Consider the following 18,881-nt stretch of genomic DNA (forward strand, 5'->3'; position numbering starts at 1 on the left):
ATTTATGGAAAAACAATTCCTAAACGGAAACTTAGAACTCCAGTACAAACCCGATGGACGGCAGGAACGTCACGTCATCTTCGTCCAAGATCAGCGGAATGCCGTTGGAGCCGTTGGCACGTAGCGGCTGGCCGTCGGTAGTGACGAAACCTGAGTTGTCTGCGGTGCGCTGGAACGTGTACTGCGGCAAAGACGGACCTTTGAACCGGAAAATGTTCTGGATATCCACGTACAGGTCCAGGGTGGTGCGTTTGTAGTTCCATTTCTTGTCCAGGCGCACGTCCAGCTGCTGGAACGAGCGCAGCCGAAGCGTGTTCAGGCGGTCATAGTCCAGCAGACCGGTGCCCAAAGAGGCGTAGTTCTGTTGCGAGGCCTCCAGGTCAAACGGCGTGTAGGGCGAACCTCCAGCAAAGCGGTATTTTCCGCCCAACTCCCAGTTCTTGCCAAACTGCCAGCCCAGCAACGCCGACACCAGATGCCGGTTATCCCACGCCGAGGCGATGTAGTTGTCAGTATTCAACCCCGTAAACTCACTGCGCACCAAGGTGTAGGAGAACAGCCCGTACAGACCGCGCGTGAGCTTCTGCTGGAAAAAGAACTCGGCCCCGTAGGCACGTCCTTTGCCCACGCTAGCCACCGCCTCGTTGCCAATCGCGCCAAACTCAATGCCCTGGTTCGCCAGCGAGACGCCGTCACGCAAAGAAACCGGGTAATTGCCGTAGCGTTTGTAGAAACCTTCCACGGTGAGGCGGTTAGCAATGGACGGCAGAAACTCCACTCCCGCCACATAATGCGTGGACTTGATGTAGTCGCTGTTTTTATTGGCGTAGGCACCCGTGGCATCTTTATAGCCCAGCACCGTGTAAATAGGCAGGCGGTAATAGGTGCCCACCGATGCGTTTAGTTTCCAGCGGTCGGCCAGCGCGTAAGACGCCGACACGCGCGGCGAAAGCGTCTCCAGCGGATTGTTGCCATCGGTGGTGAACGAGTTCATATCGGAGCGCACCCCCAAAGACAAACTTAACTTATCTTCAAAGAAGCTCTTAGACGTTTGCCCGTACACGCCGTAGCGGAAGAAATTTAAATCGGTGTCAAAATCCAGCACCACGCGGGGCTGCACCACGGTACCGTTCTGGTCACGCACTTCCTGCCGAATCTGGCTGAAGAAGTCATTGGTATAACCCACGTACTGGCCAATGGCGCCGTACGAGAACTTCCAACTGCCCACAAACTTGTTCACGTCTACCCGCAGCTTGTTCTCCTTTTCCTGCGACCGCGCCTTGAGCACCCTCCTAGATTCATCACCATACTGCGCGTCTTCAAAGCGGTCCAGGCGGTTCTCAAACACGTTTCGGCTCAGAGACATCTGCACAAAACCGTTCTCCAAAGAGCGTTTCAAACTCGCCCCCACCGTGTAATTCCACTGGTTGATGAGCGGATTGGAGCGCAGCGCGTATTCCTTCTCGGGCGAAGACTCTTTGGGCACCGCGAAGCTGAAATCATCAATGGCCCCAATGCCCAGCGCGGTGAGCGTGGTTTTGGAATCCAGCTGGTGCGTGACCTTGTACTGGAAATCCCAATAATTGGGCCTGATGGGCAAGTCAATGGCCTTGAACAGCAACTGCAAATAAGAGCGGCGCGCCGAGGCCAGGAACGTGGTCTTGGGCGCGAGCGGACCTTCCAGCGTAGCGGCCAACTCGGTCGCGCTCAGGCGCACGTTGCCCTGCAGGCGGTCGGGGTTACCGTCGCGCTGCCTAAACTGGAACACGCTGGAGAGGGCATTGTCATAGCGGGCATCAAAGGCGCTGGTGCTCAGGGTCACGTCCTCAATAAACGACACGTTCAAAATGCCCTGCGGACCGCCGCTGCTGCCCTGCGTAGAAAAGTGGTTGATGACCGGTATCTCAATGCCGTCCAGGAAAAAGACGTTCTCGCCGGGCCCGCCGCCCCTGATCACAATGTCGTTCCGGAAACCGGCCCCCGTGCTGCCCGCCCCGGCCACGCCCGGCAACGTCTGAATCACCCTGGAAATGTCAAAATTCCCGCCGGGGTTGCTCTTGATTTCCTCGCTGCTCAGACTTTGAATGGATAAAGGGGTTTCAATGGAAGCCGCCCTGATGGAACGGTCTACGGTAATGTTCACTTCCTGCAACCGGTTCTGGCTGGGCATGAGCTCCAGGTTCAGCGTAAGGGCGTTGCCCGATGTCACCGGCACATTATAGCGGGTCACCGGCTCGTAGCCCAGGAAAGAAGCTCTGATGTTGTAACTGCCGGTGGGCACATTCTCCAGCCGGTAACGGCCCTGCGCGTCGGTAGCGGCGGCAATGGTGGTAGCCTCCAGCGCCACAGTAGCGCCAATGACCGGTTCCTGGGTATTTCTATCGCGCACTACACCCGTGATTCTGCCGGTGCTCTGGGCCTGCACCTGAAACGACACTAGGAAAAGCAGCGCATAGACAAGCGTATAAAATTTAGTCATGTGAGAGTAAAGAAAGGGCTTCAGATTTCAAGGTGCAAACCAGTAATAGTTGGTTTTGTTTTACGGGAAGGAATGATTGCCGTTTTTGGCCTTCTTTCTGAAAAGGAGGCTCAAAACGGAAGCTCTTCCAGCAAAATATTTGCAAACTTCAGCTCATTTTAGGTCCAAGTTAGAAACATGGACCAGCTGCATTGGCGGACGAACCCACCCCTACCCATCCCTGGAGGGGAATCCTGCACGAGTAATGTAGAACGACCTTCTTCTTCATCCTACATCTAGAGGCGTTTTTACCGTATTCATTTCAAAGCGCAAACCCACCCCAACCCCTCCTGGGAGGGGTTAGGGTGGGTTTGCGCACATCAAAATAGCACAGCCACTTCTATAATGCGGCTCCCAAGTCAACTCCTGTTTTAAGCCTGTTTTCGCAAAAATGGCCCCTAAACAGAATTCATTGGCCAATGCCTTTCTGGCGCACCTCGGCATAATAATTACACAAATCTCGCAGCACGCATACTTCGCACTTGGGGGCGCGCCAGGTACAGATTTTCTGGCCGTGTTTGAGCATATGGCGGTGCAGGTTGTAGAGCACCAGCGCGTCTTTGGGCAGCAGGTCCAGCAGAATCTGGTGGGCTTTCTCGTGGGTGACTTTGGCCCCGATGAGCCCCACCCGCTGACTGATGCGGTGCACGTGGGTGTCTACCGGGAACACGGGTTTGTAGAAATTAAACAAAAGGACCAGGGTCGCTGTTTTCAACCCCACGCCGGGCAGGGCCATGAGCCAGTCCATGGCGGGCTCCACCTCCAGCTCGTGCAGGAAATCAAGGTTGTAATCTGGGTGTTCGGCCTGGATGATTTTTAAAGCCTTCTGGATGTTGACCGCCTTGGCACCGGGGAACTCGGCCGGGGCCAGGGCATCGGCTAGTTCTTCTATCGGCGCAGCCATGACGGCTTCCCAGGTGGGGAACTTCTCCAGCATCTGGAAGTACGCCTTCTCCTCGTTAGCGTGGGTGGTGCGGTGCGAGAGCATGGTGGAAATGAGCTCGCGCATGGGGTCGCGGCGGGGATGACCGGAAAGATGACCGAAAACTTCATTTAACCGTATATGAACTTGCCATATCTTTTCTGAGGGAGAAAGCTGCTGATTTGCTTCAGCCATAGTCATTCCTTTTTCCCTCTAAACGAGCCCCCGATGGTAATGTTTGCTTGAGAACTGCCCTTCTTCTAGCGTTTAGAAACAGCCTTAGAATTAAGATACAACTATGAAATTTACTTTCTTGGGGACAGGCGGAGCTTTTGACGTGGCTTACGGAAACTCCGCGGCGTTGGTGGAATTCAAGGGCCATACCATTCTGCTGGACTGCGGTTTCACCGTCTACCCCACCCTGCGGCAGCACCAACTCACCAGCAAAGTAGAATACATCCTCCTCACGCACCTGCATAACGACCATACCGGCAGTCTGGCCAACATCCTGCTGCATTGCCATTACTACAACACCAACTGCAAACCCATCATCCTGTACCCAGACGATGATTTCCGCGATGAGGTGTATGAGTTCCTACGGCTGCAGGTGCAGAAACCGGAGAACTACGTAGACTTCACCCCGCTTTCTGAATTGCCCGGCATCACCGCCATTGACACCTTCGGGCTGCACACCGAGAAACTGCAGACCTACGCCTACGTGTTTGAGGAGAACGCCGAACGGGTCGCCTTCTCCGGAGACATCGGCCAGCCCGATGCGCTGTTCGCCTTCCTGCGCGGCATGCCCCCCAAGGCCACCACGGTTTTTCATGACATCACCTTCTCTGAGCAGAATAGCACGCACACGTACTACAAGAAGCTCATCCCCATGATGCAGGATTACCACATCTACGGCTACCACTGTGACCCGTCCCAGAGCCCCGAGGATAATCCGTTCCAGTTGGTGCACCACCAGCCCCACCTGATGCTGAGCGGGCGGCTGCAGGAAGCCATGAACTAAACGGCCCGTTTCCCGTTCATTTAAATCAAATTGCCGCCAAAGCACCGCAGCCCCGTCTGCCAACGCCTGCTGATGGTAGCTTCACTCGCTTTAAGACCTTCCTTGCATGGCTTTCTCCTTCGCGACAGACCAGGAACATACGCACTTTCGCAAGAATCCGCTTCTCATTGCCTATGTCGTACTATTTGGATTATTCTGGGCTTACACCGGATTTACCACCTCAGACTCCAAGAACTGGTGGCTGGAGAACACGCTCACTTTCACGGCTATCATTCTGCTGGTGGCGTTCTACAAACATTACCGGTTTTCAGACTTCAGCTACACCTGCATTTTCCTGTACCTGATGCTGCACGTGTACGGCGCGCAGCACACCTACGCTGAGAACCCTTTCGGTTTCTGGGTGCAGGAAAAGCTGCAACTGGAGCGCAACCACTATGACCGGCTGGTGCATTTCGGGTTCGGTTTTTTCCTGGCGTACCCCATGCAGGAAGTATTCCGGCGCTTGACCAACATGCGCCCTTTCTTCACCTACGCCTTGCCCGTTGAGTTAACCATCAGCATGGGGGCTTTCTATGAGCTGATTGAGTGGGCGGTGGCCGATGTCTTTTTCCCCGCGCAGGGCATGACGTACCTGGGCACCCAGGGCGATGTCTGGGATGCCCAGAAAGACATTGCCGTCGCGTTATTAGGTGCTCTGCTCACCATGACCGCCGTTGGGCTAACGCGTAAAAAGCCGCGTCCCTGAGCTGTTTTAGGCCTATTTTCCATAAAACAGGGGTAAAACAGATCAGCGACGCGGCCGAGTTTCCTCGCGTGGCGAAGGAAGGTTAGTCGTATTTGATTTTTATGTCATTCCCCTCAATCTTCACTTTTCCGCGGGGGGTTTCTATCTTGGTTTCCTCGGTTGAAATCTTGATTTTGGTATCGCCGGCTACGTACTTGATGTCTTTGGTGGCCCGGCGGTAATAGTGTTGCCGGCGCAGCCAATAGTTTTTCAACTGCGGCAGATCCATCTGGTTAGATCGGCGGGCATCACGGGCCAGGGCTGTTTGCAACTGCTGCCGGGTAGGCCGCACGTAGCGTTTCCGGGCTGGGGCAGCTTTCGCGGTTGCAGCACTTCCGCCGGACGCCACAGCCGTGCGGGTTCCTTCGTTCGTTTCCGCTGAGGCAGTTCTGGTTCCGGTGGAAGTGGCGGCATCGCTTCGGTCCTGATCCTCGGCTGTAGCCAAACCGTCGGTATCGGACTGGGCGTAGGTATCTGTGCCGGTGTGTGCATCCAGGTCAGTTTCGGTGAGAACGGTGTCCATCTCCAAGGTATCCGGGGTGAAAACCAGCGTGTCTTCCACCGATGTTTTAGGCAGATCGGCTACGGCTTCTTTGTCTTTCACGCGTTCACACGCTCCTAAAAGAGACAAGGCCAGCAGCAGGAAGAACCCATTTGTTACTTTTCCCATACTCTACTTTCTATTGGTTTTCCTCCCTAAACGCGGAAGGCGCGCCGGAGGTTAACAAACGCAGGTACGCACCGGGCCTCCAGCGCAACCTGTTTCAGGGCCGTTTTGAGGAAAACAGCCTCAAAACAGGTACTTACCCACTAGCGGCAGAAACGGGGCAAAAAAAAGAAAGGCTAACCGTTAGGTTAGCCTTTCTACTAAAAAGATAGTGTCTCTGCTTATTTGATTTCGCCACGCTCAGCGGCTTTTTTCAATTCTTCGCTGGCGAAGATGGCCACCTCTACGCGACGGTTCTGCTGACGACCGGCGGCAGTAGTGTTGTCAGCTACAGGCTGGGTAGAACCATAGCCACGGGTCTGGATGCGGTTAGACTCTACGCCTAAAGAAGTAGCGTAGTTGGCTACGGCCTGGGCTCTGCGCTCAGACAACGGCTGGTTGATGGCATCGGTACCGGTGTTATCGGCGTGGCCTTCTACCAATACGTTGGTGCCTGGATATTTCTTCAGGGTTTCGGCCAATTTCTGGATATCAGCACGGGAAGAAGACTGCAACTCAGCAGAATTGGTAGCGAAAAGCAAACCGGCGTCAAACGTTACTTTGATACCTTCGCCCACGCGCTCTACCTGGGCATTCTGCATTTCTTTCTCCAGCTCAGCAGCCTGTTTGTCCATGCGGCGGCCAATCACAGCACCAGTGGCACCCCCTACGGCTGCCCCAATGATGGCACCACGGGCAGTGTTACCAGTCGCTTTCCCGATGATACCTCCCAGAACGGCTCCACCGCCGGCTCCCAGAAGACCGCCTTTGGCTGTTTTGTTCATGCCTTTATTTTGAGAGGTAGAAGTGCCGGTAGTGCCAGCCGTCTGACTTGATTTGCAGGAAGAGAAAAGTAAGCTTCCTACTAACATGGCTGTGAATGTTCCTTTTAAAAATTTCATAGTCTTAGTTTTTTTTGGTTGTAAACGTACGCTTAAAGTTGGTTAGTATCGGGGTTACATACTGATTTGGAAATAAAATGTTCCCATATAGCTCCCCTTTCTATATGGACTGCAATAATAATCGTGCCAGACCGGAAATAAAAAACCTGCCTTTTCAGAAGGCAGGTTTCTCTATATCGACCACGCTGTAAACCAGCCATTTGGCCGCTACTGTTTTTTTCCATCCGCCACCGGGGCCGGAATTTCTTCGGGCTGCAGGAGGGTGATCAGGTCAGAAATGCGGGTTTTGAGTTCTTTGCGGTGTACTATAAAATCAAGGAAGCCGTGCTCCAGCACAAACTCGGCGCTCTGGAACCCTTTGGGCAAATCTTTCCCGATGGTTTCCTTGATCACGCGCGGTCCGGCAAACCCGATGAGGGCACCCGGCTCAGAGATATTGAAATCGCCCAGCATCGCGAACGAGGCGGTCACGCCACCCGTGGTAGGGTCGGTGAGCAGGGAGATGTACGGCACTTTCTCCTCGGAGAGCAACGCCAGCTTAGCCGATGTTTTGGCCATCTGCATGAGCGAGTAACCGGCCTCCATCATCCGGGCTCCGCCCGATTTGGAGATCATCAGGAACGGGATCTTGTTTTCGCGGCTGTAGTCAATGGCCCGGGAGATCTTCTCGCCTACCACTGATCCCATAGACCCGCCAATGAAGTTGAAGTCCATACAGGCTACCACCAGATCCAGGCCGTTGATGGTGCCGTGGGCGGTACGAACCGCGTCTTTCAGGTTGGTTTTGCGCTGGGTAGCCTTGATGCGCTCTGGATACGGTTTGGTATCCACGAAGTGCAGCGGGTCTGAGGAAGTCAGGTTCTCGTCCAGTTCCTGGAACTCGTTCTCGTCAAACAGCACCTCAAAGTACTCCTGGGAGTTGATGCGGTCATGGTGGTCGCATTTGGCGCACGTGTACAGCTGTTGCCGGTGCTCAGCCGTGCTGATGACGGTCTTACACTCGGGGCACTTGTGCCACAGACCGTCTGGGGTTTCTTTTTTCTGCTCCGTTGGGGTGACGATCCCTTTTTCTACTCTTTTAAACCAAGCCATATGATGCTCTAAAGGTTTTTTTATCAACAATGAAGCCTCCAGTGGGAAACCGCAAGCAGTTACAAATTCACGTGCAAAGATAAAAAAGAAAAGATAGCTCCCTAGCTTACCTACTAAAACAGACCAATTCCCTCATCCAGAGGGGTTGTACCCATTTTCACCTTCTTTTGTTTTGAATCTGGGCACCTGGAAAACGGAGGGCAGAAAGGCAGACGTTCACCGCTCCTACTCCGGGCGGCGAACAGGGTGCTCAGTAACCGGCGGCGCATGACGGATTAGCCCAAATTCCTCCTGCTTTAGACTTCTTTTCCTAAAAACAGGATTAAAACAAGTCAACGACCCGGCCCCGGCTTCTCACCAACAGCGGCGTGATAACGCCTTTTCCTTCAATACATTACAACGAAGGGAAAGTAAATTAGAATACTTCGGGCAATTATTATTTATTTGCATCCGTTTCAAAGCCAAAGCCGCTCCCGGGAAAACTGCTCCCGCTGAGCGCCGGCCAAGTTTCAAAGACAAAAGACAAAAACACCACAAAAACAGTCATCTATGAAGAAAACACGTTTCGCCTCATCCGCCGCTGCCTTGGTTTTAGGAGTAGCTGTCCTTGGTTCCTGTGTCTCATCTAAGAAATACAAAGAACTGGAAGCGAGCAAAAATGCGCTGGAACAAGAGAAAACTGCTGCACAGCGCAGCCTGGAACAGGCCAACGCCGATCTGCGTGACCGTGATGCCAAACTGGCCCAGTACCAACAGCAAATCGCCCAGAAAGAAAGAATCCTTAACGAGCTGAGAACATCGGTGAACGAGGCGCTGGCCGGTTTTCAGGAGCAGGGCCTGACCGTGGCCATCCGCGACGGGAAAGTATACGTGACCATGCCGGAGAAACTGCTTTTCGCCTCGGGCAGCACCAAAGTGAACCCCAACGGACAGTCCGCGCTGGGCAAGCTGGCCGCCGCCATCCGCTCGCAACGCGACACCGAAATCTTGATTGAGGGCCACACCGATGACGTAGCCGTGGCCTCGGCCAATGTGACCTACAAAGACAACTGGGACCTGAGCGTGCTGCGCGCCACTGAGATTACCCGTCTCCTGATCAACAACGGGGTTCCGCCGCAGATGGTGGTACCGGCCGGCCGCGGACAGTACACTCCGGTAGCCATGACCCGCACCCCGGAGGCCCGTCAGAGCAACCGCCGCACTGAGATCATCCTGGCCCCTAACTTTGAGAAAATCCTGAAGCTGATCCAGACCAATTAATTCATGCGGGTTCCCCTCCGCCTCAACCAGAGGGAAGAGCGCAGGAAAATGAAACAGCATTAATCAAAGAAGCCGGGCCAATTGCCCGGCTTCTTGCGTTTCTGGCCTCTTTTTAGGAAAATAGCCAGAAAACAGGCGCCCGGTTCTTTGCCTAAGATTGCTTCCTGCTTATCTTTGGGTAGCGGCCAGGTGCTAACCACCTGCCCGCCTTGTGTTTTTACCTTTCGGCCAGCCTCGTCTGGCGTGAAACAAGCTCCGTTCCTGAATTTGCATTATAAACATTTACCTAACCCGCTCATGTTGCATCACTCCATGCTCCGGTACGCCGGCGTAGCCCTTTTTAGTACCTTTCTCTTAGGTTCCTGTACCTCCACCAAAAAATACGAATCTGTGCTGGCCCAGAAGGTGAAGCTGGAACGCGACAAAGCCGACTGCCAAAGCGCCCTCTCCAAGTCCAGAAAAGAAAGTGCTGATCTCTCCAAGCAAGTAGCCAGCCTCACTGAGTACCGCTCCCAACTGGCCGCCGACACCACCCTGCTGGGCGGCACCCTCCGGAAAACCCAGTCGCTGTACGCCGATCTGAGCAGCACCTATGACAAGCTCATCAAGAACCATGACCGCCTCATGGCCAACAGCGCGCTGGAGTCTTCCAAACTCTCCAAAGACTTGTCGCGCCGCGATGAGGAGCTGAACAAACTGAACGAGACCCTGACCAAGAACCGCTCGCAGTTAGACCAGCTCAGCAAAGACCTGAAAACCCGCGAAGAGCGCCTGAACGAGCTGGAGCGCATCCTCGCCGAAAAAGACAAGGCGGTGAACGCCCTGCGCGCCAAAGTAAGCAACGCCCTGCTGGGTTTCAACAGCAAAGACCTCTCCGTGGATGTGCGCAACGGCAAAGTGTACGTGTCGCTTTCTGAGCAGCTGCTGTTCAAATCCGGCTCCACCAAAGTAGACGTGAAAGGCCAGGACGCCCTCCGCAAACTGGCTACCGCCCTCAAAGACCAGCAAGACGTGAACGTGGTGGTGGAAGGCCACACCGATGATGTTCCTGTTTCCAGAGGCACCGCCGGCATGCAGGACAACTGGGACCTGAGCGTGCTGCGCGCCACTGAGATCACCCGCATCCTGACCAACGCCGGTCTGGCGGGCACCAAAATCACCCCATCCGGCCGCGCCGAGAACGTGCCGCTGGACGCTGCCAAAACCGCCGAAGCCCGCCAGAAGAACCGCCGCACCGAGATCATCCTCACACCTAAACTGGACGAGCTCTTCCAGATTTTGGAGGCCAACTAATAAGTACGCTTACCATCTCCGGCTTCGCCGATGTCTGATTTAAGCACATTTTCACCAAAACACCCTTAAAACAGTGGCCGCCTGCGCTGCTGCTTCAAGGGTGTTTTTCTTTAAAGATCGATGATCTCCTTTCCTGGTCAATTGATCTTTCTAATCCTTGCAAGTCAAGACTGGCACAAGAGGCATACAGCCTAGGTACTGGCCTGAACTTGCGCTGTATGCGGGTGAAAGCGGCCGCCTGCGGGTAGGTTTTGGCAGCCTCTTTCACAAATACATAAAAGAGGCTACCTTTAGGCCTGTATTCCCGCTACCATTCTAAGAGAAGAGACTAGTTCATGAGCAAAATAATCATCCGCAGTTTTGAAGAGCTGCAACAGTACGAAGGAACCGAAATGGGTGTGTCTGAGTACCACACCATCACGCAGGAGCAGATCAACCTGTTTGCAGACGCCACCTTAGACCACCAGTGGATTCACCTGGATGCGGAGCGCGCCCAAACCGAGTCTCCTTTCAAGAGCACCATCGCGCACGGCTACCTGACCGTATCCTTGCTGCCTTATCTCTGGGGGCAGATCATCCAGATAGAGAACCTGAAAATGCAGGTGAACTATGAGATTGAGAGCCTTCGGTTCAACCAGGCCGTGGTGGTCAACTCTGCGTTGCGCCTGCGTGTGAAACTGCTCTCGGCCAAGGATCTGCGCGGCGTAATCAAAGCCCGCCTGGAAGTGACCATGGAAATTGAGGACAGCCGCAAACCAGCCTTCACCGGGGTCATCACGTTCCTGTACCATTTCAACTAACCGCAGCAGCCCTCGCAAGCGACTTCCTATCTGCTTCTGTTTTGACTTCCGTTTAGGGGCCGTTTTCTCAAAAATGGCCCCTAAACGGAAGTCCTGCGTTAGGCCCTTTCTGAACCATTGCCGCGCAGAGCCAGTATGATAGCTTTTAGTCAAGACAGAATACTATGAGCACTCTCTTCACGCCTTTACAGATAAGAAACCTCCAACTGAAAAACCGAATTGTGGTTTCGCCCATGTGTCAATACTCGGCGCAGGACGGGTTTGCCAATGACTGGCATTTGGTGCATCTGGGAAGCCGGGCAGTGGGCGGTGCCGGGCTCATCCTCTTTGAAGCCACCGCCGTTTCGCCGGAAGGCCGCATTACGCCAGACGATTTGGGCCTCTGGCAAGACGAGCACATGCCGTTTCTGCAGCGCATCGTTTCGTTTATAGAAAGCCAGGGATCAGTGGCCGGAGTTCAGCTGGCGCACGCCGGACGCAAGGCCAGCCACCAGTCGCCCTGGAAAGGCGGGGCCGCCATTCCGCCAGACGCCGAAAGTGGTTGGCAGACCGTGGCTCCCAGCGCCGTTCCTTTTCTGGAAACTGAACCTACTCCCCTGGCCCTGGACCAAGCCGGCATAGCCAAAGTGATCGCTGATTTCAGGGAGGCCGCTCGCCGGGCGCTGGAAGTGGGATTCAAAGTGATTGAACTGCACGGCGCGCACGGGTATCTGCTGCATGAGTTCCTCTCGCCGCTGAGCAACCACCGCACCGATGCCTACGGCGGTTCCTTCGAGAACCGCATCCGATTGCTGCTGGAAGTAACCAAAGCCGTGCGGGAAGTGTGGCCTCTGGAAAATCCATTGTTCGTGCGCCTCTCCGCCACCGACTGGACCGAAGGCGGCTGGACCGAGGAAGACTCCATCCAACTGGCCAGCATCCTGAAAGAGCACGAGGTAGATCTGATTGACTGCTCTACCGGCGGAAACGTACCCAAAGCGCCCATTCCCGTAGGGCCGCTGTACCAGGTGCGCTTCGCGGAAAGCATCAAAAAGCAGGCGGGCATCATGACCGGCGCCGTAGGCATCATCACAACCGCCCAGGAAGCCGAAACCATTATTTCCACTGGCCAAGCCGATCTGGTGCTTATCGCCCGGCAATCGCTCCGCGATCCTAATTTCCCGCTGCGGGCGGCGCATGAACTACACACCGAGGTGGAATGGCCGGTGCAGTATGAACGGGCGCAGTTCCGGTCCTAACCTTTCATAAGTTCCTCAATATGGCATTGCGTTTAGAGGCTCTTTTTGGGAAAAGAGCCTCTAAACGCAATGCTTTTTACGTGCATCCATCAGCTAAAGCTTTAGAATCAGCTCGCTAGAATTTCAGCATAAAGTCCGTGAGGTTATCGCTGCGGTCCAGGCAAAGGCGCTTCCGGAGGCGGTAGCGGCTGATCTCCACGCCGCGCACGGAGATGTTGAGCAACTGGGCGATGTCTTTGGTGGTGAGGTTCAGGCGCAGATACGTGCTGAGTTTGATTTCCTGCGGCGTGAGGTTGGGAAACTGATCCTGCAACCGATGGATAAAGTCGCCGTGCACGTGGTTAAAGTGCAGTTCAAACTGTTTCCAGTCAATCTCACTGGTGATGTTCTGGTCAATATTCCGGATGATTTTTTTCAGTTCCTCCTGTGAGGGAGTCCGCCCACCGTTGTTCAGGATGCTTTGCAGTTCCAGTTTCACGCTGCTCAGCAGTTCGTTCTTGTTGATGAGGTGGATGGTGGAATACGTCAGCTCGCGGTTCTTGTGGTCCAGCTCAGCCTGGAACTTCTCGTTGCGCAGACGGTCAATCTCCTGCTCGCTCTGGTTGGTGATGTGCCGGATCTCGATCTCCTTCTGCCCCAGTTTCCGTTCTTTGTCCAGCAAGATGCGGCGCTTCTCGTTCTTGAACCGGTTGTCTACCTGGTAAAAGGCAGCTCCCAGCAGCAGCATCCCCAGGATGGTGTACACCACGTAAGCTAAGGTGCTGCGGTAAAATGGAGGCTTCACCACAAACGTAAAGCTTTTGGCCTCACTGATGGTGCCGTAGATGTTGCGCGCCCGCACCTGGAAAACATAGGTCCCCTCGGGCAGGTTGGTGTATTCTTTCTCGGTTTTGGTGGTCCACTCAGACCAGGCGGTGTCAAAATTTTTCAGGAGGTACTGAAACTGCGTTTTCTCGGGCTTTTCGTAAAAAGAGGCAGCATACACAAACCGCAGGGAGTTCAGGGCAAACGGAAGCTCAAGACCTGAGGACTTGTCCAGCAAACGGCCGGACAGCAGCAGCGAATCGGACTCGTTGGAGATGGTGTAGAACTTGGCTAACCGGGTATGGAACGGCGCCATCCGTTTGTTTTTGGCCGCATTGTAATGGATGAATCCTTCCTTGGCCCCAAACAGCACGTTGTTGATGTCCAGGACCTGAATAAAGCTCAAGTCATCATTCAGCTGCTCCCGCAGGTTGTTGAACAGCCGGTCTTCCAGGGTGGGTTTCCCGAATTTATCAAACGTGATTTTGCCAACCCGTTGGTTGGAGATGAAATAGATGTTGCCCTGCACGTCTTCCTCCATCTCAATCACGTGCTCATCCGGGGCAAACAGGCTGGAGTATTTCTTATCCAGCACAAATCGGTCTTTGGCTTTATCGAACCGATACACGCCGTACATGGCCGGGAAGATAAGTTCGTTCCCGATCTTCTCCATGTTCACCAGGTGGTCGGCGGGCAACCCGTGTTTTGAATTGTAGAACTTCACCGAGGTGATTTCCTCTTTCTTCTGATCCAGGGTAATCCGGAACAGCCCTTTGTAGCCGTGGGCCATCCAGAGTTCGCCGTCCTTGTCAAACTCCAGCACCCGCGATGATTCCTCCAGGCCAGGGAGGTTCTTCAGAAACGTGAGCCCTTTCTCATCTGCGGAGAGCAGACTGATGCCCTTGTACGTGCCCATCACTACCTTGCCGGGCTGGTTGGGCAGCGGTACGAACTCCCAGGCGCCGGCTCCCGGGTATAGCTGCGTCGCCTGCCCCTCTTTGACCAGAAAAGGCCCGTTGTGGTGCCCCATCATGACCTGGTTCCAGATCTGGCTGAGGTGGTAAACCTGGCCGGTGCCGTTAGGAACCGGGGCAAAGCTCTTCTTTGGGGAAGACACGTCAGAGACAAACAAACCGCTGTTGGTGCCCAGGTACAGGTTATTTCCTTTCTGCAACGCCGCATACCCCGTCCCGGACAACCCCATGGTCCCGTCCAGCCGACTGAAGGGGGAACTCAGTTCCACCATGGAAATGCCGTTGTTCATGGCCAGCCACAGGTTGTCCTGCGTATCCTGGTACAGCGTGTGGATGGTATTGTCCAGCAGTCCTTCGCGTAGGGTCGTGTTCAGCAACAGACGTCCCCGGTTATCCATGAGCACCAGGCCTTTATTCTGGGTAGCCAACGCAAAGTTCCCGTCTTTTAATAGCAATGCCTGGTTGATGATCAGCCCGTTGCCTACCACCTCCTGAGACAACTGGAACGGCGCTACCGCATGGCCATCATATAAGTACACCCCATCTTTGATGGTGAAGATGAGCAGTTGGTTTTTATCAAAGGGCAAGATGGAGGCAATCTGTTTATCGGCGAAAAAGTTACCACCGGGCAGCAGGTGCAGCGCATTGTTCTCCAGCAAAGCCAGTCCCTTGCCCCACATGAGGGAATAGATTTCCCGGTTCACCTGAAAGGAGAAATCTAAAGGAGTATCTGGCACCAGGACCTGCACCTTTTTACCCGGCGCATAAGAATAGATGTTCTTGAAGGTAAAGAAATAGATACGCCCCCCTTGCTCATAGATGCGCCACACCTCGTCAAAGTTCCGGTACTTTTGTGGTAGGCTGTCGGCGAGGGAAAAGTACTGGAGCACGCCCTGCTTGTCTGGCTGGAAGTACCCGAAATCGGCTTGGCTGCCCACGTAAACTTTTCCGTCCTCGCCCACATAGACAGACCGCACCTTGGTTCCGCTTTTAGGGGAATACAGGCTCCAGGTAGCGCCGTCAAACTCCAGCAATCCGAAGTTATTGGCAATGTACAGCAGTTCCCGATCGTCCTGCACCATGCCCCAACTCTGGATGCCTCCCTTGAATTCCTCGGGTTTGTAATTCCGGATAACCGGGTGCCCAAAGAAGTACTGTTGCGCCTGACCTGTTGTGGTAGTCAGCACCACCAAAACTGCCAGAATCCATTGCCTAAAAGGTCTATTGCCTAGCATACCAATGCAACATTTGTATAATCTAGTTTAAATGTACTGATGTAATTGCTAAAAATTAATTTTTACTCCAAATTTTTATAATTACCGCACAAACAGCCTGAAAAGGGAGATTTTACCTACTTGATGTAATTCTGATGTAATGGTTTACGCGCCTCTGATGTAGTTATGATGTACCGTCTTGCTAGGAGAGACCTCCCAGCTTCCTCTACATTTATGGCAGCTTAACCGCTAAAGAACTAACCAATCTTACACATGAAGAAAAAGCTACTAGTACTCTTGCTATGCCATCTCTGTGGGATAGCTCTTGCCCAGACTTCTATTACTGGGCGCGTCACCTCAGCCAGGGGCGGGGAACCGTTACCCGGCGTAAGTGTCGTGGTGAAAGGCACCACCGCCGGGTCTTCCACAGACGTAGACGGCAGGTTCCAGATTCAGGCTCCCGCCACCGGCACCACCCTGGTATTCTCTTATATAGGCTTCGTTTCCAAAGAAGAACCCATCAATGGCAGAACCACTATTGATATCGCCTTACAAGATGACCAGCGCGCTTTGGAAGAAGTGGTAGTAGTGGGCTACGGAACGCAGCTCCGACGCGAAGTCACCTCGGCCATCTCTTCCGTTACGCCAGAGGAAATCACCCAAACCCCGGTCACCCGCATTGAACAAGCCTTACAGGGCAGAGTAGCGGGCGTACAGGTGACCAACATTTCCGGTCAGCCCGGTGATGCGCCCACAGTTCGCATCAGGGGCATCGGCTCTACCGGCAATTCAAGTCCGCTGTACATAGTAGACGGGTTTCCAGTGGGAGGCATTGACTACCTCAACCCCGGCGATATTGAATCCTTGGAAGTTTTGAAAGATGCTGCCTCGGCGGCCATTTACGGAGCCCGGGGCGGAAACGGCGTGGTGCTCATCACCACCAAACAAGGCAAAAGGGACGGCAACATGAACGTCTCCTATGACGGCTATGTGGGCATCCAGAATCCCTGGCGGAAACTGGAGCTTCTGAACGCCCGCGAGTACGCCACCATCATGAATGAAGGAGCCGCCAATGCGGGTTCTCCCCCTCCGTTCGCTGACCCGTCCCAGTTTGGGGAAGGCACCGATTGGCAAGATGCTATTTTCGAGAAGAATGCCCTCATTCAGAACCACCAGGTCACCATTAACGGCGGCAATGAGAAATCTGGGTACTCAGCGGCCCTCTCCTTCTTTGATCAGGACGGCATTGTGGGTGGCGACAAATCCAACTTCCAGCGCTACACGGCCCGGGTGAACGCCGACAACCAGGTAAAAAGCTGGTTGAAATTCGGAACCAACTTAGCCTATACGCACATTAAAAGAAGAGCTTTTGATGCCAACCAGGAATTTGGCGGGATTCTGAGCAACGCCCTCAACCTTGACCCCATGACGCCTGTTTATGAAACAGATCCTGCAAAACTGGCCCAAACCACCTACACGCTCAACCCCGTAGTGCGGGATGACCAGGGCCGGGTCTTTGGCATCTCCCCGTTTGTGTCACAAGAAGTGGTGAACCCATTAGCCCGCCTACAGGTCATGAACGGCCTCACCAACGTAGACAAGCTGGTGGGCAACATCTACGGTGAACTGAAGCTTTTGGAAGGCCTCACCTTCCGGTCTACTTTAGGCATCGACCTGGCCTATGTAGTGTCCAGCAATTACAACCCGGTTTACTTCCTGAACGCTGCCCAGCAAAACGGGACGGCTTTGGTGTCCAGGGGCACAGACCGGTACTACACCTGGCAGGCGGAAAATTACTTCAACTACAACAAAGAGTTCGGTGACCACAGTCTGGGCTTAACCGCAGGAACGTCGGCCCTGAAAACCCATAACGAAGGGTTGTATGGCTCCAACACAGGTTTGGTCACCACTGACCGGGACATGGCTTACCTGAACCTGGCCGTAGGAGCCGGAACTGCCATTGCCACGGGTGGGGCGAGCGAAAGAACCTTGCTGTCCTTCTTCGGGCGAGCGAACTACGGTTTCAAAGGCCGGTATCTGTTTTCAGCCACCGTGCGGAGAGACGGCTCTTCCCGTTTCGGGGAAAACAACAAGTACGCCACCTTTCCTTCTTTCTCAGCGGGCTGGGTGCTATCTGATGAGCCTTTCTTCCCGCAATCCAGCACCTTCAATTTCGCCAAGTTAAGAGCTTCCTGGGGGCAGAATGGAAATGAAGAGATCGGCGGGTTCTACCCTTGGGCCGCCCGAGTTGGGGTTGGACGAGGCTACAGCTTTTATGCCCCTACCGGCAGAGGGTACACCAGCGGTGCCGCCGCTGAAGCCGCCGCCAACCCAGACTTACGCTGGGAAACGTCAGAACAGACCAACGTGGGCTTGGATCTAGCCTTCTTCAACAACGCCCTCTCTGTTACCGCAGATTACTACGTGAAATCAACCAAAGGCTTGCTGGTGACGCCTCCCATCTTAGGAAGCACCGGTTACAATGCCCCTCCGGTTAACGGGGGCTCCGTCAGAAACTCGGGCTTTGAACTGGCCCTGAACTACAACGGCAACGTGAGTAGCCTGGGATACAGCGTGGGAATTAACGGAAGCATCAACAAAAACGAGGTAACCAGCATCAACAACGCTGAGAAAATTCTCCAGGGCGCTTCTTTCTCCACTTATGGCGTAGCCTCCCGCAGCATGGTGGGGGAACCCGTGGGTTATTTGTACGGCTATAAAACCGCCGGTATTTTCCAGAACCAGGCCGAAGTAGAGGCGCAGTCACTGCAGACTAATGCCGTACCCGGCGATGTGCGGTTTGTTGACTTGAACAACGACGGCAAACTGACCGGCGATGACCGCACCAAAATTGGAAACCCTACGCCTAAAGCTGTTTTGGGCCTGAATTTGGGATTTGACTTCAAAAACTTCGATCTCAACGCCTTCTTCAACGGTGCCTTCGGTCATCAGATCTTCAATGGTATCCGGCGCTATGACATTCCAAGGGCCAACATGCAGACCAAATTCCTGAACCGCTGGACCGGCGAGGGCAGCACCAATGAATACCCAAGATTCACCTGGAATGACACCAACGGAAACTACACCAAGCTATCTGATCTGTATGTGGAAGACGGAGACTTTGTACGGTTGAAAACTTTGCAGTTGGGCTACAATCTGCCTTCTGCGGCTCTCACAAAAATCCATCTCCAGAAACTACGCATCTACGTGTCAGCCGACAATCTACTCACCTTCACCGACTACTCTGGATTTGACCCCGAAATAGGAGCCAGAGGCAGCCTTGACATTGGAATTGATCGCGGAGTGTATCCGCAGTCCAAGACCTTCAGAGTAGGATTCAACGCCACCTTCTAATG

At 54.1% G+C, this 18,881-nt stretch carries 13 protein-coding genes; 7 read left to right on the top strand and 6 right to left on the bottom strand.

Annotation, left to right across the window (positions count from 1 at the left end; genetic code table 11):
* Positions 1-31: 31 nt before the first annotated feature.
* Together H7U12_RS09930 and H7U12_RS09935 are read right to left on the bottom strand one after the other, a co-directional pair.
* Entirely contained in the window at positions 32-2,479 is a 2,448-nt protein-coding gene (locus H7U12_RS09930; RefSeq protein WP_186636797.1) for a TonB-dependent receptor, read from the bottom strand.
* A gap of 448 nt (positions 2,480-2,927) precedes the next feature.
* Entirely contained in the window at positions 2,928-3,527 is a 600-nt protein-coding gene (locus H7U12_RS09935) for an endonuclease III domain-containing protein (protein ID WP_241749281.1), read from the bottom strand.
* A gap of 211 nt (positions 3,528-3,738) precedes the next feature.
* On the opposite strand from H7U12_RS09935, the gene H7U12_RS09940 reads away from it, so the two are divergent.
* Positions 3,739-4,458 (top strand): MBL fold metallo-hydrolase, encoded by a 720-nt coding sequence (locus H7U12_RS09940; RefSeq protein WP_186636800.1) that lies wholly within the window; start codon positions 3,739-3,741, stop codon positions 4,456-4,458.
* Positions 4,459-4,564: 106 nt separating this feature from the next.
* Entirely contained in the window at positions 4,565-5,203 is a 639-nt protein-coding gene (locus H7U12_RS09945; RefSeq protein WP_186636802.1) for a DUF2238 domain-containing protein, read from the top strand.
* Between the two features lie 82 nt (positions 5,204-5,285).
* On the opposite strand, the gene H7U12_RS09950 is transcribed toward H7U12_RS09945, so the two are convergent.
* The 3 genes from H7U12_RS09950 to accD all read right to left on the bottom strand — a co-directional run bounded on the left by H7U12_RS09950 (position 5,286) and on the right by accD (position 7,942).
* Positions 5,286-5,912 carry a hypothetical protein gene (locus tag H7U12_RS09950; RefSeq protein ID WP_186636803.1) on the bottom strand — a complete coding sequence of 209 codons (627 nt, stop codon included), beginning with the start codon at positions 5,910-5,912 and terminating at the stop codon, positions 5,286-5,288.
* Between the two features lie 218 nt (positions 5,913-6,130).
* Positions 6,131-6,850, bottom strand: coding sequence for an OmpA family protein (locus H7U12_RS09955; RefSeq protein WP_241749283.1), 720 nt, complete (start codon positions 6,848-6,850; stop codon positions 6,131-6,133).
* Between the two features lie 207 nt (positions 6,851-7,057).
* Positions 7,058-7,942 (bottom strand): acetyl-CoA carboxylase, carboxyltransferase subunit beta, encoded by an 885-nt coding sequence (accD, locus tag H7U12_RS09960; RefSeq protein WP_186636813.1) that lies wholly within the window; start codon positions 7,940-7,942, stop codon positions 7,058-7,060.
* Between the two features lie 549 nt (positions 7,943-8,491).
* Here accD and H7U12_RS09965 point away from each other — a divergent pair.
* The 4 genes from H7U12_RS09965 (at position 8,492) to H7U12_RS09980 (ending at position 12,533) form a co-directional block, all read left to right on the top strand.
* Positions 8,492-9,202 (top strand): OmpA/MotB family protein, encoded by a 711-nt coding sequence (locus H7U12_RS09965; protein ID WP_186636815.1) that lies wholly within the window; start codon positions 8,492-8,494, stop codon positions 9,200-9,202.
* Between the two features lie 297 nt (positions 9,203-9,499).
* On the top strand, positions 9,500-10,495 hold the full coding sequence (locus tag H7U12_RS09970; RefSeq protein ID WP_241749285.1) for an OmpA family protein: 996 nt from the start codon (positions 9,500-9,502) through the stop codon (positions 10,493-10,495).
* A gap of 335 nt (positions 10,496-10,830) precedes the next feature.
* Complete coding sequence (locus H7U12_RS09975) at positions 10,831-11,295, top strand: MaoC family dehydratase (RefSeq protein ID WP_186636817.1); 465 nt, start codon at positions 10,831-10,833, stop codon at positions 11,293-11,295.
* 164 nt (positions 11,296-11,459) lie between these two features.
* On the top strand, positions 11,460-12,533 hold the full coding sequence (locus tag H7U12_RS09980; protein ID WP_186636820.1) for an NADH:flavin oxidoreductase/NADH oxidase: 1,074 nt from the start codon (positions 11,460-11,462) through the stop codon (positions 12,531-12,533).
* 115 nt (positions 12,534-12,648) lie between these two features.
* On the opposite strand, the gene H7U12_RS09985 is transcribed toward H7U12_RS09980, so the two are convergent.
* Entirely contained in the window at positions 12,649-15,546 is a 2,898-nt protein-coding gene (locus tag H7U12_RS09985) for a ligand-binding sensor domain-containing protein (protein ID WP_186636823.1), read from the bottom strand.
* A gap of 252 nt (positions 15,547-15,798) precedes the next feature.
* Here H7U12_RS09985 and H7U12_RS09990 point away from each other — a divergent pair, with 252 nt between their 5' ends.
* Positions 15,799-18,879 (top strand): SusC/RagA family TonB-linked outer membrane protein, encoded by a 3,081-nt coding sequence (locus H7U12_RS09990; RefSeq protein WP_186636826.1) that lies wholly within the window; start codon positions 15,799-15,801, stop codon positions 18,877-18,879.
* The last annotated feature ends 2 nt before the right edge of the window (positions 18,880-18,881 follow it).

The organism is Rufibacter sediminis (assembly GCF_014269285.1).
Lineage (GTDB): Bacteria > Bacteroidota > Bacteroidia > Cytophagales > Hymenobacteraceae > Nibribacter > Nibribacter sediminis.